The organism is Urechidicola sp. KH5, from assembly GCF_054661455.1.
On record NZ_BAAFSW010000003.1, the window covers coordinates 452,891 to 467,804 of the forward strand.

The following is a 14,914-nucleotide window of genomic DNA, read 5'->3' on the forward strand; positions in this document are numbered from 1 at the left end:
ACTTATCTATTTGTTTTGATTGAATTCTTAAAAGATTCTATCATTTGATTTAGTTTCATTAATTCTTCTTTATTCACAGTGTTTTTTTGATGCAAACGATTGCAATAATTAAATAGTCGTTCAATAACTTCTAATTCATTGCCGCTGCGTGCAGCAACTTTGATATAATAATCTTTAGAGATTGGTTGCGGGTTAATTCTTAACTGATTTTTTATATATGTTAGCAAATGTTTAATTCGATACTCAGCAATACGTTTATGATCTGATTTTTCATAGTACATATTAGCAATGGTTCTTGTAAACGCAAGTGTTTGATTCTTTAATGGAGATAGTATGGGTATAACTCGTTGTTCTCTTCTTCCTTCGAAAATCACAAATAGCAATACCGCAATAATAACGGTATAATATGCCCATTTAAGTGCAGGATTGGTTAAAATATAATGCATTGGCGAAGCTATACGTGATTTACCTGCCTTGTAATACTCATCCCAATACACAGTAGGCGTGTCTACATTTAAATAAGATAATACAATGCTCACATGGTCTGAGTTCTCAAAATCGTCTAGCAATGCATAATTTGAAAACAACATTGGAAAAGTGTGTAAATAAACATATCCTTTACCAATTTTAATTCTAATAAAATTAATTCCTTCATCAGAAAGCGTGTTCTCATTATCTAAATACCCTGTTGCACCTAAAATTTCAGTTTTTAAAGTATCTACCTTAGTAAAGTGAAAATTATCATAAGATTTATTAAAATAAAATTCTGTATTCTTAAATGATTGATGATAAAACTTGTAAACTAAATTTTCTGAATAATTGTAAGTAATGAGTAGCTCAGTATCAATATTTAGTGTATCTATTTTAAACCCTTCAGAAGACATAAAAACCTCATTACCCCTAGCCGCAAATTTTAATATATGTTCAAATTCAGTATCATCTGTTGGAATGTGATTATTGGCAAAAATATAGGTACCCTTCAGCGTTGTATCTTTTAAGAAATAATATGGCGCTTCTTTAATATCAACTACATTACTATTCGGAAAAAGCGTTTGCAATTCATTTCTCATAACTTTTGCCCCTAGCGGAATGCTGTGTTTACTTGAATACGAGGGTGACCAATTTACAGGTGTAGGTTTACTCGCTTCATAAAAAATGATTGCACCAATTAGCAACAATAATAATACGATGTATGTTTTTTGCTTTCTACTCATACACCAATCTCTACTTTTATACTTTCGAACTTGTGTGAAATATTTAAGTAATCTTGTTCATCAATCTCAAAACTACCATACCACACAAAATCATACAGTCTTGTAATGTCTATAAATTTAACTCTTAGATCACTTGAATTAAGTTCATGAATATAATCTGCATTGGTCTTTTGTTGTTGCCAAACTATCAACTCTTTTTCTTGTAGTTTTTGTAGAATTAACAAATAATAAAAACGTACCGCCAACCTATAATTACTATCACTTACCGCTTGTTTAATTAGGGCTTCTATTTGCTGTTTTCTAATAATCTCTTCATCATCAGATAAAAAAACTGAAGCTTTTTCTCTCTTTGAATTTTCTATTGATTTAACATTGAGTTTTACAAAAAAGTAAACGATCGCTAAAATTAATATCCCAAGTATAATATATGGCAGCCATCTTAAAAATGAAGCTAGATAACCAACTGCTTCTTCTACACCAAAAAGCCATTCAAACAATCGCTCTAATACTCGTATCAACCAATTGGTGAATTGGTTAAATAATCCTGTTTTACTCTCTGGTTCGGTATAATTAAAATCAGGATCATTTTTATACGCCTCAAATTGTTTATTGTCAAATTGTCGAATCGTTAATTCAGAATTTTTATCTACTGGCACAGAAATACTATCAATTTGAGCATGTACTCCAATTGCTATAAATAAAACTATATATAGAATATATTTTCGCACTAAGCGCCTAAACTATCAATAGACTCAAGAGTACCCGTCATATTTTTTTGTTCGTTCAAATCAAAATAAATAAATACATTAGACAAGTAGGTAATTGTTGATAAAAAGAACTGACCGATATATCCGAATGCTAATAAGGCCAAATAAATTGGGTCTGAAAAAATATCTAATATCGCTGTTGGATCATTATCCATTGCAGATGTTCCAATCTTAAAGAAGTAATAAATTAAATTAGGCACAGAAAATGCTTGTCCTATAATACCAACTAATAATCCTACAACAAACATAATTCCAAATGTTTCCCACCAATGCTCTTTTATTAATCTAAAACAATGGCTTAAAGTATCACCAATACCTTTGTTTTCAAACACCATAATTGGTATTCCTAAAGAAAGTACAACACCTAAGTATATACCAGGTAATATACATAGCATTGTTCCTAGCATAACTAAAATAATCATTGTTATACCAAATCCTAAAAACGACCAAAATTTATCGATTACTAGTTTGTAAACTTCTTTACTATCAATAATACCTTCTCCTTTATTTGCAATATACATTCTTATATAATACATAGAAGATAATTGAGTTAACACATAAAACACTATTCCTGATATAAAAGCGACTGCTAGAGATAATGCTATACCTATGAAATTTCCATCAGATACATCTTGAAAATTACCACTAATACCCAACTCAACAAAACCACCCAATGAATACATATAAAACCCTAAGGCTACTATTAACACTATTAAAGACGGACCTGCTATTCTAAAAATGGTTCCGAAATAGCCTTTCCAGTTTAGACGAATAAAATTGAAACAATCACTTATAATTGCTCCTAAATCGCGTTCTTTTTTAAATTGAATAAAATTTGAATTCATGAAAAATAATTATTTAGTTAGTTGATATTATGCTGTTTAAACACTTTAACTGGATACCATACATAATAAAATAGTATAAGTGCTAATGAACTTATTATTATTGTTATTGCCAACCAATCTGGCATTTCTGTGTGACGTGTTACAAAACCTTCTAAAAATCCGGCCACAATAAAAAATGGAATGGTACTTACCATAATTTTCATTCCACTTTTAAAACTACGTTTAAATGAGTCTATTCTCGAATAGGTTTTTGGAAACAACAAACCATTACCTAGCACCATGCCTGCACAACTGGCAATTATGATAACAGAAATTTCTATAGTGCCGTGTATCCAAATAGTTCTTGAAGATTCCCAAAACAAATTATTGTCGTAAAAAAAGTATAGAAAAGACCCTAACATTACGCCGTTTTGCATCATAATAAAAAGTGAGCCTACCGAGAATAACATGCCCAATAAAAAAGCATACATTGCAACTCTAATATTATTAATAGTAATACCCAAAAACATTTCTGTTTCTCCAGCTTTTTTGTACACTGCCATAGGGTCGCCATTCTCAATATTCTCTAAAGTCATATTCACATAGGCATCACCAAGTATTACACGTACAAAATTACCATCTTCTGAAACCGAGTACGCCCCAACTATAGCAAAGAACAAAAAGGTTAAAAAAGCAATTAATAGTTGTTTCTGATGTTGATACATTTCCAATGGAAATTCAGACTTAAAAAAAGAAACTAACCTATTCTTACTTTCTTTTTTAGACTTATAAATTTTTTGATGTGCCGTTGTAGCGAGTGAATTTAAATAAATCTCAACATGACTATTTGGATAAAATGATTTTGCATAACTTAAATCATCTGTAATTTCAACGTATAAATCAGCTAATTTATCAGGAGCAATTGTATCTCTATTTTCTAATACTTGCTCAAATAAATGCCAACGTTCTTGATTTCTTTTTACAAATGCCGCTTCACGCATAGAGGTTGATTAGTTGATTGAAAGTTGTATTTTGTTCTAAGAAGTTAATATATACGTATTCAAATTATATTTTGATATATTCGCCTACTTACAAATAAAACCCCATCAAATTAAGTGAAAATATGAACAATTTTCAAATTGAAACTGCACAAAATGTTACTCTTAATCAAAACGTTGCTAATCTAAGTACTCGCATTGGTGCTTACATTATTGACGCATTGATAATTAGTGTGTATTATTTAATTATTATTCTCGCATTTAATGCCATGAATCTAGATTTTATTGAAAGTTGGGCTATAGGATTAATTTTTATGCTACCACCTATGTTCTATTCTTTAATTTTTGAAATTTTATGGAATGGTCAAACACCAGGTAAAAGAACAAACCATATACGAGTTGTAAAATTAGATGGATCTAAACCTACCATGGGAAGTTACCTAACGAGGTGGCTATTAAGAATTATTGATATTAGCTTAGCCTCTGGATCTATTGCTATATTAACAATTTTATTTAATGGTAAAGGGCAACGTCTAGGCGATATTGCAGCTGGAACCACTGTTATAAGTTTAAAACCTCAAAAACAATTAAGAAAAAAAATTTGGGTCGAGTTACCCGAAAATTATGTACCAACATATCCTCAGGTAACAATTCTTACGGATAAAGATCTACAAACTATTACAGATATTTATAGAAAGGGTATAAAACCAGGTAATCAAGAGGTACTTGCTAAGCTTCAAATAAAGATAAGTGACATGTTAGATGTGCAGCCCAAGTTGTCTTCTGGAGATTTTATTAAAACCATAATTAAAGATTACCACTATTTTGCACAACAGACATAAAATTATTAGTCGTAAAATTATATAAGTTTACCATTCTTATTTCAAGGTTTTTCTTGAACGCTTTCTTAATAACCAATACAAACAACATTCTTTGAAAAATAGATCCAAATTCGAAATAAACTTCTGATTTTAAACGACAACTTCAAACGAGAAGAAAATGTCGTAAACATTGTTTCTATCTGAGCCAATAATTTTTCTAAAGAAGGGACCGCTTCTTTAGAAAAGAACAATGCATCGCCTTCTACCTCAGCAAGAATTAAATCTTGTGTATTAGTAGCAATTAGCACTTCTAACAATTCAGCTATTACATGTTGACTGTGGTTTACTTCTGTTGTTTGAACAAACTCTGTGAATCCTGAAAATGTCTGGTAAAAAAAGTAAGGCGTTTTTCATGTGGTATTTTGTAGTGTTCCTAGCAACAGTCAAAAGAAATTAAAATTACTTACAATCAATGCATATCTTCTCATGAATTATTTTAAGTGTGTTTTTTATACCTTTATAACATGACAAGAAAAGATCTCATAAGAATTTTAATAATCGTTTGGTTAATTCTATTAATCCCATTTTTTGCTATGCAATTAGAAGGCGACGTTAATTGGGATCTTATGGACTTTGCAATAGCAGGCATCATTTTATTTTGTTTAGGCATTGCGTTAACATTAATCTTCAATAAATTAAAAGGAAAGAAATTTGCCCCCTTAATTATAGTGGCAATCATTCTCTTATTTTTTGCTATATGGGCGGAATTAGGAGTTGGACTCTTTGGCACGCCTCTTAGTGGTAATTAACCATAAAAAAAGCCTTGATTTCTCAAGGCTCTAATTATTTATATTTTGGTTTATTCAAAACTTGTATCAAGCTTGATATACTCTAAAAACTCTTGTTTCTTTTGTGGGTCTTTAAACTGACCACCAAATTCAGAAGTTACAGTACTACTTTCAATATCTTTCACTCCTCTAGAGTTTACGCATAAATGCTTAGCATCTATAACACAAGCTACATCTTCTGTACCCAATGCTTCTTGTAAAGCTTGTACTACTTGCATCGTTAATCGCTCTTGCACCTGAGGCCTTTTTGCAAAATAATCTACAATACGGTTCATTTTAGACAAACCAATAACATTTCCACTAGAAATATAGGCAACATGCGCTCTACCAACTATTGGTAATAAGTGGTGTTCGCAGGTAGAATACACAACAATATTCTTTTCTACCAACATTTCACCGTACTTATATTTATTGTCAAAAGTAGACAGCTTTGGCTTTTTGTCTGGTCTTAAACCACCAAATAATTCATTTACAAAAGCCTTTGCAACACGCTTTGGCGTACCCTGTAAACTGTCGTCTGTTAAATCCATACCAAGTGTATGCAAAACATCACGCATACTTTCTTCTATGCGTGCAATTTTTTCTTCATCAGACAATTCAAATGCATCTTCTCTCAATGGAGTTTCTGCAGATGTTGATATATGATTATCTCCTATGATATCTGCTTCTTCTTGTTTACTCATTCCGTTCTTTAATTCAAACATAATCTTATGATTGGAGGGCAAAGGTACGAATTATTTAAGGTTTTCGATTAACTCGCTTAAATTACATTCCTTTTGTTCCCCTGAGTTCATATTCTTTAGTGTAAACACATCTCCTTCAACTTTTTGAACAACAAATTCAATTGCTCTATTGGTAACGTATTTCCACTGTTTCTTTTGTTGTTTATTACTTGTGGCAGTATCAGGATACAATTCACAAGAAATACTATTTTTTCTCAAAGCACTAATCGCTTTTAATTGTGCTTTAAAGGATGTTTCATCAAAATTTAAAAACACAACCTTTGGCTGTGGTAAAGCTACTTCCTTAAATAAACCAAGTTCTTCTAGTACCAAGTAAATACGATCTAAACCAAACGAAATTCCAACACCACTCACATCTTTTAATCCAAAGATTCCGGTTAAATCATCGTATCTACCGCCACCTCCAATAGAACCCATCTTTACACCCTCTGGAGCAGCTACTTCAAATATAGCACCGGTATAATAATTTAGTCCTCTAGCTAAGGTAACATCTAAACTTAATGTTGCTGAATTTAAACCAACAGCTTCTATAGCATCTACAATGGTTTGCAACTCTTCAACACCGCTCAAGCCTTGGTCGGACCCTAATAACATACCTTTCAGTTGTTGTAACTTTTCCTGATTGGTACCATTAAAACTAAACAACGGATCTATTTTTGCAATCGCATCTTCAGATATTCCTTTTGAAATCATTTCATTTACAACGCCATCTTTACCAATTTTATCGAGCTTATCAAGCGCCACCGTAAAGTCAATTAACTTATCAGAAGCACCAATAATTTCAGCAATACCAGATAAAATCTTACGATTGTTCATTTTTATGGTAACACCATTTAATTTAAGCTTACCAAATACCGTGTCATACAACTGAATAAAATCTATTTCTTGTAGTAAGCTCTTGCTGCCTACTACATCTGCATCGCATTGAAAAAACTCTCTAAATCGCCCTTTTTGAGGTCTATCTGCTCTCCATACTGGTTGAATTTGATAGCGTTTAAAAGGAAACGTAATGTCATTTTGATGTTGAACTACATATCGTGCAAATGGCACCGTTAAATCATAACGCAAGGCCTTTTCAGAAATTTCAGAAGAATCACTTTCTGAATCTAAAATAATATCGAGTAGAAAATTAAGATTTAAACTTCTATGAACCTTTTTAGCCTCTTCTGGATAATTTTTTACCTTTTCAAATTCTATTTCAAACTCCCCCTTAACCTTATCCAAGTATTTCCTAATTCTACTCCTATTAATATCACTTTTAAAATATTTTTCTAATAAAGAATCTCTTTCAATAGAATTTTGAAACAAATTAATTTCATCAAACTTTGAACTAAACTTATCAAAATTATTCCACTCCAAAGCTTGACTTATTTTGATTCTTCTCAATTTTTTATAGTAATCACCAGAATTCAAAATTTTAAAAATCAAACGATCTCCTTCTTCACCATACTTACCCATTAAAGTACTTGAGTTTTCAAAGCTTGGAGTTTCTATAGGTTGAAATCCAAACTGTTCAAATACTGTTTTAATAGTGCTAAATATATAGTTTCGCTTTGCTAACTGCTCTGGCGAAAAATCTCTGGTTCCTTTTGGAATACTTGGCTTCATGAAAATGGTACAATTAAAATCGATGCAAATATCTGAAATAAATGGCGTATGATTAGTGTTCTAATTTTGATTTTTCTTTAAAACTTAAATCAAAAGCATCAATAAATTTTTCTTTGGTAGGAAAATGAAAAGCCATAACAATTATTAAGGCTATGGCAAACATTAAAAAATAGATGTTTCCTGTATTGCTAAAAGTAAATATTGCAAAAAATGCTGGACCTTCCAAAAGGGCGGCTCTCAAAATATTGGCTGTTTGATATTGCGCTAATTTTACTTGCAAATCAACATCTTTATCAATGGCATTTACTGTTCTATTAAAAAAGAAATTATTAATCGCAAGACCAAAGAAAGCACCAACGGGTACCAAAATAGTTTTACTATTAGCGGCATCAATTACAAAAATTGTTTGCTCTACAGAAAAATAAAATACCACGATTGCAATTACAACCCCCACGATTAATGCGGCATAAATTGCTTGAATTGCTTTTAAAGATATTTTGTCTGTTTTGTAAGATTTCATTTGGTTAATTTTTTAATGGCTTCTTGAAGATCTTCTGGAGTATCAATACCTATTGGTTGCTCGTGTGTTGGAACCATTTTAATCTTTATACCGTGAGCTATAAAGCGTAATTGTTCTAATTTCTCTGTAGTTTCTAACAGATTTAATGGTAGTGATGTAGCTTTTAATAAAGCTTCTTTTCTAAAGGCATAAATACCAATGTGCTTAAAATATTTACCACTTAAACTACCATCTCTATCAAAAGGTATTGGAGCTCTACTAAAGTACATAGCAAAATCTGAAACATCAGTAACCACCTTTACATTGTTTGGATTTTCAATTGTTGCTCTTTCAGAAATTGGAAACATTAATGAAACCATATCCACCTCTTGCGAAATATCTTCTACAAATACATTGAGTAAACTACGAATACTTTCAACCGCAATAAAAGGTTCATCTCCTTGCACATTCACAATAATATCGGCATCTACCTGAGAAGCAGCTTCAGCAATACGATCACTACCCGATTCATGCTCTTTTTGACTCAAAAGCACCTTACCTCCAACATTTTCTATATGATCAAATATCTCTTGACTATCCGTAACCACATATACCTCATCAAACAAATTACTTGCAACTGTACCTTCAAAGGTTCTTTGAATAACTGTCTTACCTTTTAAGTCTTGTAATAACTTACGAGGAAATCTTGTAGCTCCTAAACGAGCTGGAATCATAGCGACTACTTTCATGGCTTTGCTATTTTATGTTTTAATCTCAAACGGTTCATGGCTGCATTTAATTCAAACCCTAACAACAATATGATGGAGTTTAACCATACAAATAGCATTAGAATTAATAACGTCCCTATGGAACCATATAATTGGTTGTATTGTGCAAATTTCTCAACATAAATACCAAATAGGTAAAAAGTAAGAATTGTTAATAAGGTAGTTAAAGCTGCACCAATTGTAAAATAATGACGTTGACTCAAATCTTTTACTCCGTAATTATACAAAATTGATACTGCCGTATAAATCATGAAGATAAAGAATAATATTCTGCTATATCTTACCCAATAAGCACTATCTAAATGCACTCCGTCTGCCTCAAGACCTTTTAAAAAGATTTCAAAATAGACCATTACAGCTACTGTTAACAACAACAGAATAGATAGAATTAAAGATACTCCCAATGCTACAAAATACTGTCTCAAAACGTTTCTTGTTACCTTAACATGATAGGAATATTCAAAACCTCCAAAAATGGCATTTACACCATTTGTCATTAAAAATATGGAAGTAATAAAACCAAATGATAATAAGCCACTATAAGAATTACTAGTAATATCTTGAATCACTAAATCCACAGACTCCGAAGTTGTTGGGGGCAACATATCGTAAATTAGAGTCATAAAATCTTCGTGAAAACCTTCAATTTTCACAAATGGAATCAAGGTTAAAATAAAAAGCAAAAACGGAAACAAGGCCATAAAGAAACTAAATGCAATTGCACCTGCTCTAGATGTTAGAGCACCATTTACTATACCAATAATGTACATTTCGAGAAGATCGTATAAAGACATTCCTTGCATCCCTGGTATTTTAATTCGCATAGCAATGCGCACTAACCAGTTTAAAACGGGTATCTTTAATAAATTATCTTCTATTCTTTTGGTCATGTATTTGCTAATCTATGGCTTTTAGACTTAAATCCATATTATAAATGGAATGTGTTAATGCGCCACTCGAAATATAATCAACACCACATAAAGCATATTCTCGCAATGTTTGCTCATTTATACCACCGCTCGATTCTGTTTGACATTTGCCATTAATCATTGCAACAGCCTTTTTAGTGTCTTCGTAATTAAAATTATCAATTAAAATGCGATGCACACCATCGCTCTCTAATATCTCTTCAATTTCATTTAGATCTCTAGCCTCAACAATAATTTTTAAATCTCGATTGGTATCTTTTAAGTAAGACTGCGTTTGAGCAATAGCTTTTGTAATACCACCAGCAAAGTCAATATGATTATCTTTTAGCATAATCATATCATACAAAGCAAAACGATGATTTTCGCCTCCTCCGATTTTTACAGCCCATTTTTCTAAGGCTCTTATACCTGGCGTTGTTTTTCGTGTATCTAAAATTTTAGTACCTGTCCCTGAAAGTAGATCCATGTAGTGCGCAGTTTTAGTGGCTATAGCACTCATACGCTGCATCGCATTTAAAACCAATCGTTCCGCTTTTAATATCGCCTGAGAAGGCCCCTCAACATAAAAAACAACATCTCCTTTTGATACTCTTGTCCCATCTTGAATAAGCACTTCTACTTTCAAATTGGCATCAACATAATCAAAAACCATCAATGCAAATTCTACTCCAGCAATAATACCATCATCTTTTACTAATAATTTTGCTTTTCCCTCGGCATTATTTGGTATACAGGATAGAGAACTATGGTCACCATCACCTACATCTTCTCGAATAGCATTGGCAATAATAATAGCTAGTTCTTTTTGGAATTGCGCTTCAGAAATCATACCTCTAATTTATAAAACAAAAATATTAAAAGTACATAACAAAGCCTTATAATTCATTAATTTTGATGGACTATTTTAAAGATGAAAATTAAGCTACTTGCAATAGGAAAAACAGACGATAAGCAATTGCAACAATTAATTGCGAATTACGAGAATCGTTTAAAGCACTACATTAAATTTGAATTGAGCATTCTACCTGATATTAAGAATGTTAAAAACTTATCTGAATCGCAACAGAAAGAGAAAGAAGGGCAATTGATTTTAAAACAATTGCAACCAAGTGATGTTTTAGTTCTTTTAGACGAAAAAGGCACCATGCACAGATCCGTAGAGTTTGCCCAATACCTACAGAAAAAAATGAATAGCGGTATCAAACAGTTGATTTTTGTTATTGGTGGACCTTACGGATTCTCAAAAGATGTTTACCAAAAATCTCAAGGTAAAGTTTCGCTATCTAAAATGACTTTCTCACACCAAATGGTGCGCTTATTTATGATAGAACAACTTTATCGCGGGTTTACAATTTTAAAAAATGAGCCTTACCATCACGAATAAAGGTTCTCTTTCTTTCGCAAAGATTTCATTGCTTTAAAAGCTTGTTCTATATCCGCAATTAAATCATCTGGGTGCTCTAAACCTACAGATAAACGTACCAAGCTTTCAGTAATATCCATTCGTTCTTTTATTTCTGGATCTACTCCAGCATGCGTCATCGCATATGGATGCTGAATTAAACTTTCCGTTCCACCTAAACTAACTGCTAACTTAACAAGTTTGAGAGCATTTAAAAAAGCAAAGGTTTCAGCTTCTCCTCCCTTTATATAAAAAGCAATCATTGCACCTGGAGCTGTACACTGCTTTTTGTAAGTATCATATAATTTGCTTTCAGGTTTTAAATGTCCCAAATAATTTACGTAAGCTACCTCCTCATGATTTACAATATAATCGGCCACTAGGGCTGCGTTCTTTGCTTGACGATCCATACGAACTTGCAAGGTTTCTAAGCTTCGTTGCAATAACCATGCAGTATGTGGACTACACATATTGCCCAAAAATGTACGTAACACTTTAACTTGTTGCATTAACTCAGCATTACCAAGCACCGCACCAGCAACAACATCGCTGTGCCCACCTATATATTTAGTTGCAGAATAAACCACCAAATCAGCACCATGCTTTAATGGGTGTTGCCAAACGGGCCCCATAAACGTATTATCAACTACAGTCAAAACTTCGCGCTCTCCCTGAGAAAATTTCATTGCCAAGGCAGCATAATCTGCAATTGATAATAAATGACCAGAAGGGTTTGCTGGGGTTTCTAAATACATCATTCGTAAAGCAGCAGATTTACCACTATCTACAATTAGCTTTTTTACCTCTTCAATATCTTGGTCAGGATAAATCCCTATCGCATGTATGCCCATTTTTGGTAAGAAATGCTCAATAAAGTGATGTGTACCACCATAGGTTGGCAAGGTATAAACCAATAAATCCCCAGGATTTAAAAATTCCATAAATACAGTACTAATAGCAGCCATCCCACTCTCAAATACTGCAGCATCCTCAGATTTGTCCCAAAGGCATAGACGCTTTTCTAGTACAGATAAATTCGGATTGTTTAACCTACTGTATATCATTCCCAACTCCTCATTCTTTTCTGGTTCTCTTAGCCCATAAGCCAATTCAAAATATGCCTTACCTTCTTCTGCAGAATTAAATGCAAAAGTAGATGTTTGATACAATGGACTTTTTACCGCACCAAATGCCTCTTTTGGATTGTGACCATATGACATCATTAAACTTTCTGGTTTAAAATCTGGAGTTTTCATACTGATATATTTTTATCAAAATTAATCATTAAAGTATTTATTTCTTATTTATATCGTTATTTTGAAATTATTTTCCTATTTATGCCTTATAAACGATTTTATTTCTGAAACAAGCATCTAAAATGCATCTAAAAAGAAAAATGTTCTATGGATTCAACGGACAAACAATTGCTAAGACTCCTTCAGTCTAATGGCAAATACACCATAAAAGAACTCGCAGCCAAATTAAACAGGACAGTTACACCAATTTTTGAGCGTATTAAAAAACTTGAAAATGAAGGTTACATAACTTCGTACAAAGCCATAATTAATAGAAAAAAAGTTGGTCTTTCTTTGGTGGCATTTTGTAATATTTCCCTTAAAAACCATGATACAACCATGATTTCTAATTTTGAAAAAGAAATACTAAAGTTTGAAGAAGTTATTGAGTGTTATCATATAGCAGGAATGTTTGATTACCTCATAAAGGTAATGGTTCACAACATGGATGCATATCAAGAATTTGTAACCAAAAAGTTGGCTTCTATTGAAAATCTGGGGCAAGTTCAAAGTGCTTTTGTAATGACCGAAGTAAAGCCTACAGCTAATATTCCAATTCAGTAATTAGCCTTATTTTTGTTCTATGGATAGAATTGTATTTGCAACTAACAATGCGAATAAATTAGCGGAGGTACAACAAATGCTACCTCAATTTACAATTGTTGGACTTAAGGACATTGGTTGTACAGAAGATATTGCTGAAACTGCAACAACTCTAGAAGGTAATGCCGCAATTAAGGCAAACTTTGTATTTCAAAATTTTGGCCTCCCTTGTTTTGCAGATGATACTGGTTTAGAAGTTGATGCTTTAAATGGGGAACCTGGTGTTTATTCTGCTAGATATGCAGGTGAACCTGCTAACGCAGAAAACAACATGCAAAAACTGTTGGCTGCATTAATAAATACAGAAGATCGAACAGCCCGATTTAGAACTGTTATCGCTTATAAGACCTCTAAAGATTTACTTTATTTTGAAGGTGCTTGTGATGGTGTTATATTACATGAGAAGCATGGAGAAAAAGGATTTGGATACGATCCTATTTTTAAACCAAACGGCTTTGATTCTTCTTTTGCTGAAATGACGATGGATGAGAAGTCTAAAATATCACATAGAGGTCGAGCTGTTCAAAAGTTTATATCATACTTAAAAAGTTAACGTGCCGCAAAAATCATATACATCTGTTTTTGTTATCCTATTAATTAGCTTGTTACTAATTGCGTTTGCCAATTTAAGTAGCGGATCAGTTTATATTCCGATTAAAGATGTATTAAAAACTCTTATTGGTAGCAGTACTTCCGAAACTTGGTCTACGATATTGTTAGACTATCGATTACCAAAAACCATTACTGCTATCTTTGTTGGTGGCTCTTTAGCGGTTAGTGGCCTATTAATGCAAACTTTATTTCGAAATCCTTTGGCTGGACCATTTGTTCTAGGCATAAGTTCAGGTGCTAGTTTAGGTGTGGCATTATATATTTTGGGAGGTAGCTTATTAGGTTTTGGTATTGCTACAAACTCAAGCATCGGATTAGCTATTGCTGCAAGTTTAGGAGCATTTTTAGTGTTGCTTGCAGTCCTATTAGTTGCAAAACATGTGCGTAACACTATGTCCATTCTAATTATCGGCTTAATGTTTGGAAGTTTTACAGCAGCAATTATAAGCGTACTCGCCTATTTTAGTCAAGCCGAACAACTGCAGCAATTTATCTTTTGGGGATTTGGAAGTTTAGGAAATTTAAGTTGGAAAGCTGTATCTCTTCTGTTAGGAATTTGCGGTTCGGCACTCATAGGTACACTTTGGCTAATAAAACCTTTAAACAGTTGGCTTCTGGGTGAGAATTATGCTAAGAGCTTAGGAGTTTCAATCGAAAAATGGCGTATGCTCATATTAATAATCACTAGTATATTGACAGGATGTGTCACTGCTTATGCAGGGCCAATTGCGTTTGTTGGATTAGCTGTCCCACATCTCACAAAATTGGTTTTTAACACCGCCAATCACAAAATTATTTTACCTGCATCTTGCATATTAGGTGCAATTGTAATGTTGATAGCTGATATTATTGCCCAACTCCCAACTTCAGCTTATACCCTACCAATAAATGCTATTACTTCATTTTTTGGTGCACCTGTGGTTATTTGGTTAATTATAAGAAAACGTAGACTTTTTGTATGAG

The 14,914-nt window shown here is 32.6% G+C and carries 18 protein-coding genes; 6 read left to right on the top strand and 12 right to left on the bottom strand.

All coding sequences use genetic code 11. The features are described from left to right. Positions 1 to 2: 2 nt before the first annotated feature. Genes ACYQ5R_RS10495 through ACYQ5R_RS10510 form a run of 4 tightly spaced genes read right to left on the bottom strand, consistent with a single transcriptional unit; the run spans position 3 to position 3,806 of the window. Entirely contained in the window at positions 3 to 1,214 is a 1,212-nt protein-coding gene (locus tag ACYQ5R_RS10495; protein ID WP_460190896.1) for a DUF4350 domain-containing protein, read from the bottom strand. Beyond that, positions 1,211 to 1,942, bottom strand: coding sequence for a DUF4129 domain-containing protein (locus ACYQ5R_RS10500; RefSeq protein WP_460190897.1), 732 nt, complete (start codon positions 1,940 to 1,942; stop codon positions 1,211 to 1,213). The genes ACYQ5R_RS10495 and ACYQ5R_RS10500 overlap by 4 nt, the downstream gene beginning before the upstream one ends. Beyond that, a complete protein-coding gene (locus tag ACYQ5R_RS10505) occupies positions 1,942 to 2,826 on the bottom strand; it encodes a hypothetical protein (protein ID WP_460190898.1) in 885 nt (294 codons plus the stop codon). Before ACYQ5R_RS10505 ends, ACYQ5R_RS10500 begins: the two co-directional genes overlap by 1 nt. Positions 2,827 to 2,843: 17 nt before the next feature. Next, complete coding sequence (locus tag ACYQ5R_RS10510) at positions 2,844 to 3,806, bottom strand: stage II sporulation protein M (RefSeq protein WP_460190899.1); 963 nt, start codon at positions 3,804 to 3,806, stop codon at positions 2,844 to 2,846. A 122-nt stretch (positions 3,807 to 3,928) separates the two neighbouring features. Here ACYQ5R_RS10510 and ACYQ5R_RS10515 point away from each other — a divergent pair, with 122 nt between their 5' ends. Continuing rightward, positions 3,929 to 4,645 (top strand): RDD family protein, encoded by a 717-nt coding sequence (locus tag ACYQ5R_RS10515; protein WP_460190900.1) that lies wholly within the window; start codon positions 3,929 to 3,931, stop codon positions 4,643 to 4,645. A 65-nt stretch (positions 4,646 to 4,710) separates the two neighbouring features. On the opposite strand, the gene ACYQ5R_RS10520 is transcribed toward ACYQ5R_RS10515, so the two are convergent. Continuing rightward, positions 4,711 to 4,932: a DUF2652 domain-containing protein gene (locus ACYQ5R_RS10520; protein WP_460191000.1), complete on the bottom strand. Its 222-nt coding sequence runs from the start codon at positions 4,930 to 4,932 to the stop codon at positions 4,711 to 4,713. A 216-nt stretch (positions 4,933 to 5,148) separates the two neighbouring features. Between ACYQ5R_RS10520 and ACYQ5R_RS10525 the strand changes: the two genes are divergently transcribed. Next, entirely contained in the window at positions 5,149 to 5,433 is a 285-nt protein-coding gene (locus ACYQ5R_RS10525) for a hypothetical protein (RefSeq protein WP_460190901.1), read from the top strand. Positions 5,434 to 5,483: 50 nt separating this feature from the next. Here the strand turns inward: ACYQ5R_RS10525 and folE are convergent, their stop codons facing one another. From folE to nadC, 6 genes are read right to left on the bottom strand one after another with little or no spacing between them, the layout of a single operon-like run. Further along, on the bottom strand, positions 5,484 to 6,155 hold the full coding sequence (gene folE / locus ACYQ5R_RS10530) for a GTP cyclohydrolase I FolE (protein ID WP_460191001.1): 672 nt from the start codon (positions 6,153 to 6,155) through the stop codon (positions 5,484 to 5,486). 51 nt (positions 6,156 to 6,206) lie between these two features. Continuing rightward, entirely contained in the window at positions 6,207 to 7,823 is a 1,617-nt protein-coding gene (hisS, locus tag ACYQ5R_RS10535) for a histidine--tRNA ligase (protein ID WP_460190902.1), read from the bottom strand. Positions 7,824 to 7,875: 52 nt separating this feature from the next. Then, positions 7,876 to 8,343 (bottom strand): hypothetical protein, encoded by a 468-nt coding sequence (locus tag ACYQ5R_RS10540; RefSeq protein ID WP_460190903.1) that lies wholly within the window; start codon positions 8,341 to 8,343, stop codon positions 7,876 to 7,878. Continuing rightward, entirely contained in the window at positions 8,340 to 9,071 is a 732-nt protein-coding gene (gene kdsB, locus ACYQ5R_RS10545) for a 3-deoxy-manno-octulosonate cytidylyltransferase (RefSeq protein ID WP_460190904.1), read from the bottom strand. Before kdsB ends, ACYQ5R_RS10540 begins: the two co-directional genes overlap by 4 nt. After that, positions 9,068 to 10,000, bottom strand: coding sequence for a YihY/virulence factor BrkB family protein (locus tag ACYQ5R_RS10550; RefSeq protein ID WP_460190905.1), 933 nt, complete (start codon positions 9,998 to 10,000; stop codon positions 9,068 to 9,070). The genes kdsB and ACYQ5R_RS10550 overlap by 4 nt, the downstream gene beginning before the upstream one ends. A gap of 7 nt (positions 10,001 to 10,007) precedes the next feature. Next, positions 10,008 to 10,868: a carboxylating nicotinate-nucleotide diphosphorylase gene (nadC, locus tag ACYQ5R_RS10555; RefSeq protein ID WP_460190906.1), complete on the bottom strand. Its 861-nt coding sequence runs from the start codon at positions 10,866 to 10,868 to the stop codon at positions 10,008 to 10,010. An 81-nt stretch (positions 10,869 to 10,949) separates the two neighbouring features. Between nadC and rlmH the strand changes: the two genes are divergently transcribed. Further along, complete coding sequence (gene rlmH / locus ACYQ5R_RS10560) at positions 10,950 to 11,423, top strand: 23S rRNA (pseudouridine(1915)-N(3))-methyltransferase RlmH (protein WP_460190907.1); 474 nt, start codon at positions 10,950 to 10,952, stop codon at positions 11,421 to 11,423. Here the strand turns inward: rlmH and ACYQ5R_RS10565 are convergent. Then, positions 11,414 to 12,697 (bottom strand): cystathionine gamma-synthase family protein, encoded by a 1,284-nt coding sequence (locus tag ACYQ5R_RS10565; protein ID WP_460190908.1) that lies wholly within the window; start codon positions 12,695 to 12,697, stop codon positions 11,414 to 11,416. The two genes, rlmH and ACYQ5R_RS10565, sit on opposite strands and share 10 nt — an antisense overlap. A gap of 147 nt (positions 12,698 to 12,844) precedes the next feature. Here ACYQ5R_RS10565 and ACYQ5R_RS10570 point away from each other — a divergent pair, with 147 nt between their 5' ends. The 3 genes from ACYQ5R_RS10570 to ACYQ5R_RS10580 are packed head-to-tail and all read left to right on the top strand — an operon-like array spanning position 12,845 to position 14,913. Continuing rightward, positions 12,845 to 13,300, top strand: a complete 456-nt coding sequence (locus ACYQ5R_RS10570; protein ID WP_460190909.1) for an Lrp/AsnC family transcriptional regulator — start codon at positions 12,845 to 12,847, stop codon at positions 13,298 to 13,300. Positions 13,301 to 13,319: 19 nt separating this feature from the next. Next, positions 13,320 to 13,892, top strand: coding sequence for a non-canonical purine NTP diphosphatase (locus ACYQ5R_RS10575; RefSeq protein ID WP_460190910.1), 573 nt, complete (start codon positions 13,320 to 13,322; stop codon positions 13,890 to 13,892). Between the two features lies 1 nt (position 13,893). Continuing rightward, a complete protein-coding gene (locus ACYQ5R_RS10580; RefSeq protein ID WP_460190911.1) occupies positions 13,894 to 14,913 on the top strand; it encodes an iron chelate uptake ABC transporter family permease subunit in 1,020 nt (339 codons plus the stop codon). The last annotated feature ends 1 nt before the right edge of the window (position 14,914 follow it).

Excerpts from the sequence above, each read along its gene's own strand:
- ACYQ5R_RS10550 (WP_460190905.1), bottom strand. The coding sequence starts at position 10,000 with ATGACCAAAAGAATAGAAGATAATTTATTAAAGATACCCGTTTTAAAC.
- ACYQ5R_RS10510 (WP_460190899.1), bottom strand. The coding sequence starts at position 3,806 with ATGCGTGAAGCGGCATTTGTAAAAAGAAATCAAGAACGTTGGCATTTA.
- ACYQ5R_RS10525 (WP_460190901.1), top strand. The coding sequence starts at position 5,149 with ATGACAAGAAAAGATCTCATAAGAATTTTAATAATCGTTTGGTTAATT.
- ACYQ5R_RS10565 (WP_460190908.1), bottom strand. The coding sequence starts at position 12,697 with ATGAAAACTCCAGATTTTAAACCAGAAAGTTTAATGATGTCATATGGT.
- ACYQ5R_RS10505 (WP_460190898.1), bottom strand. The coding sequence starts at position 2,826 with ATGAATTCAAATTTTATTCAATTTAAAAAAGAACGCGATTTAGGAGCA.
- ACYQ5R_RS10540 (WP_460190903.1), bottom strand. The coding sequence starts at position 8,343 with ATGAAATCTTACAAAACAGACAAAATATCTTTAAAAGCAATTCAAGCA.
- rlmH (WP_460190907.1), top strand. The coding sequence starts at position 10,950 with ATGAAAATTAAGCTACTTGCAATAGGAAAAACAGACGATAAGCAATTG.
- ACYQ5R_RS10570 (WP_460190909.1), top strand. The coding sequence starts at position 12,845 with ATGGATTCAACGGACAAACAATTGCTAAGACTCCTTCAGTCTAATGGC.
- ACYQ5R_RS10515 (WP_460190900.1), top strand. The coding sequence starts at position 3,929 with ATGAACAATTTTCAAATTGAAACTGCACAAAATGTTACTCTTAATCAA.
- folE (WP_460191001.1), bottom strand. The coding sequence starts at position 6,155 with ATGAGTAAACAAGAAGAAGCAGATATCATAGGAGATAATCATATATCA.
- kdsB (WP_460190904.1), bottom strand. The coding sequence starts at position 9,071 with ATGAAAGTAGTCGCTATGATTCCAGCTCGTTTAGGAGCTACAAGATTT.
- ACYQ5R_RS10575 (WP_460190910.1), top strand. The coding sequence starts at position 13,320 with ATGGATAGAATTGTATTTGCAACTAACAATGCGAATAAATTAGCGGAG.
- nadC (WP_460190906.1), bottom strand. The coding sequence starts at position 10,868 with ATGATTTCTGAAGCGCAATTCCAAAAAGAACTAGCTATTATTATTGCC.
- ACYQ5R_RS10495 (WP_460190896.1), bottom strand. The coding sequence starts at position 1,214 with ATGAGTAGAAAGCAAAAAACATACATCGTATTATTATTGTTGCTAATT.
- hisS (WP_460190902.1), bottom strand. The coding sequence starts at position 7,823 with ATGAAGCCAAGTATTCCAAAAGGAACCAGAGATTTTTCGCCAGAGCAG.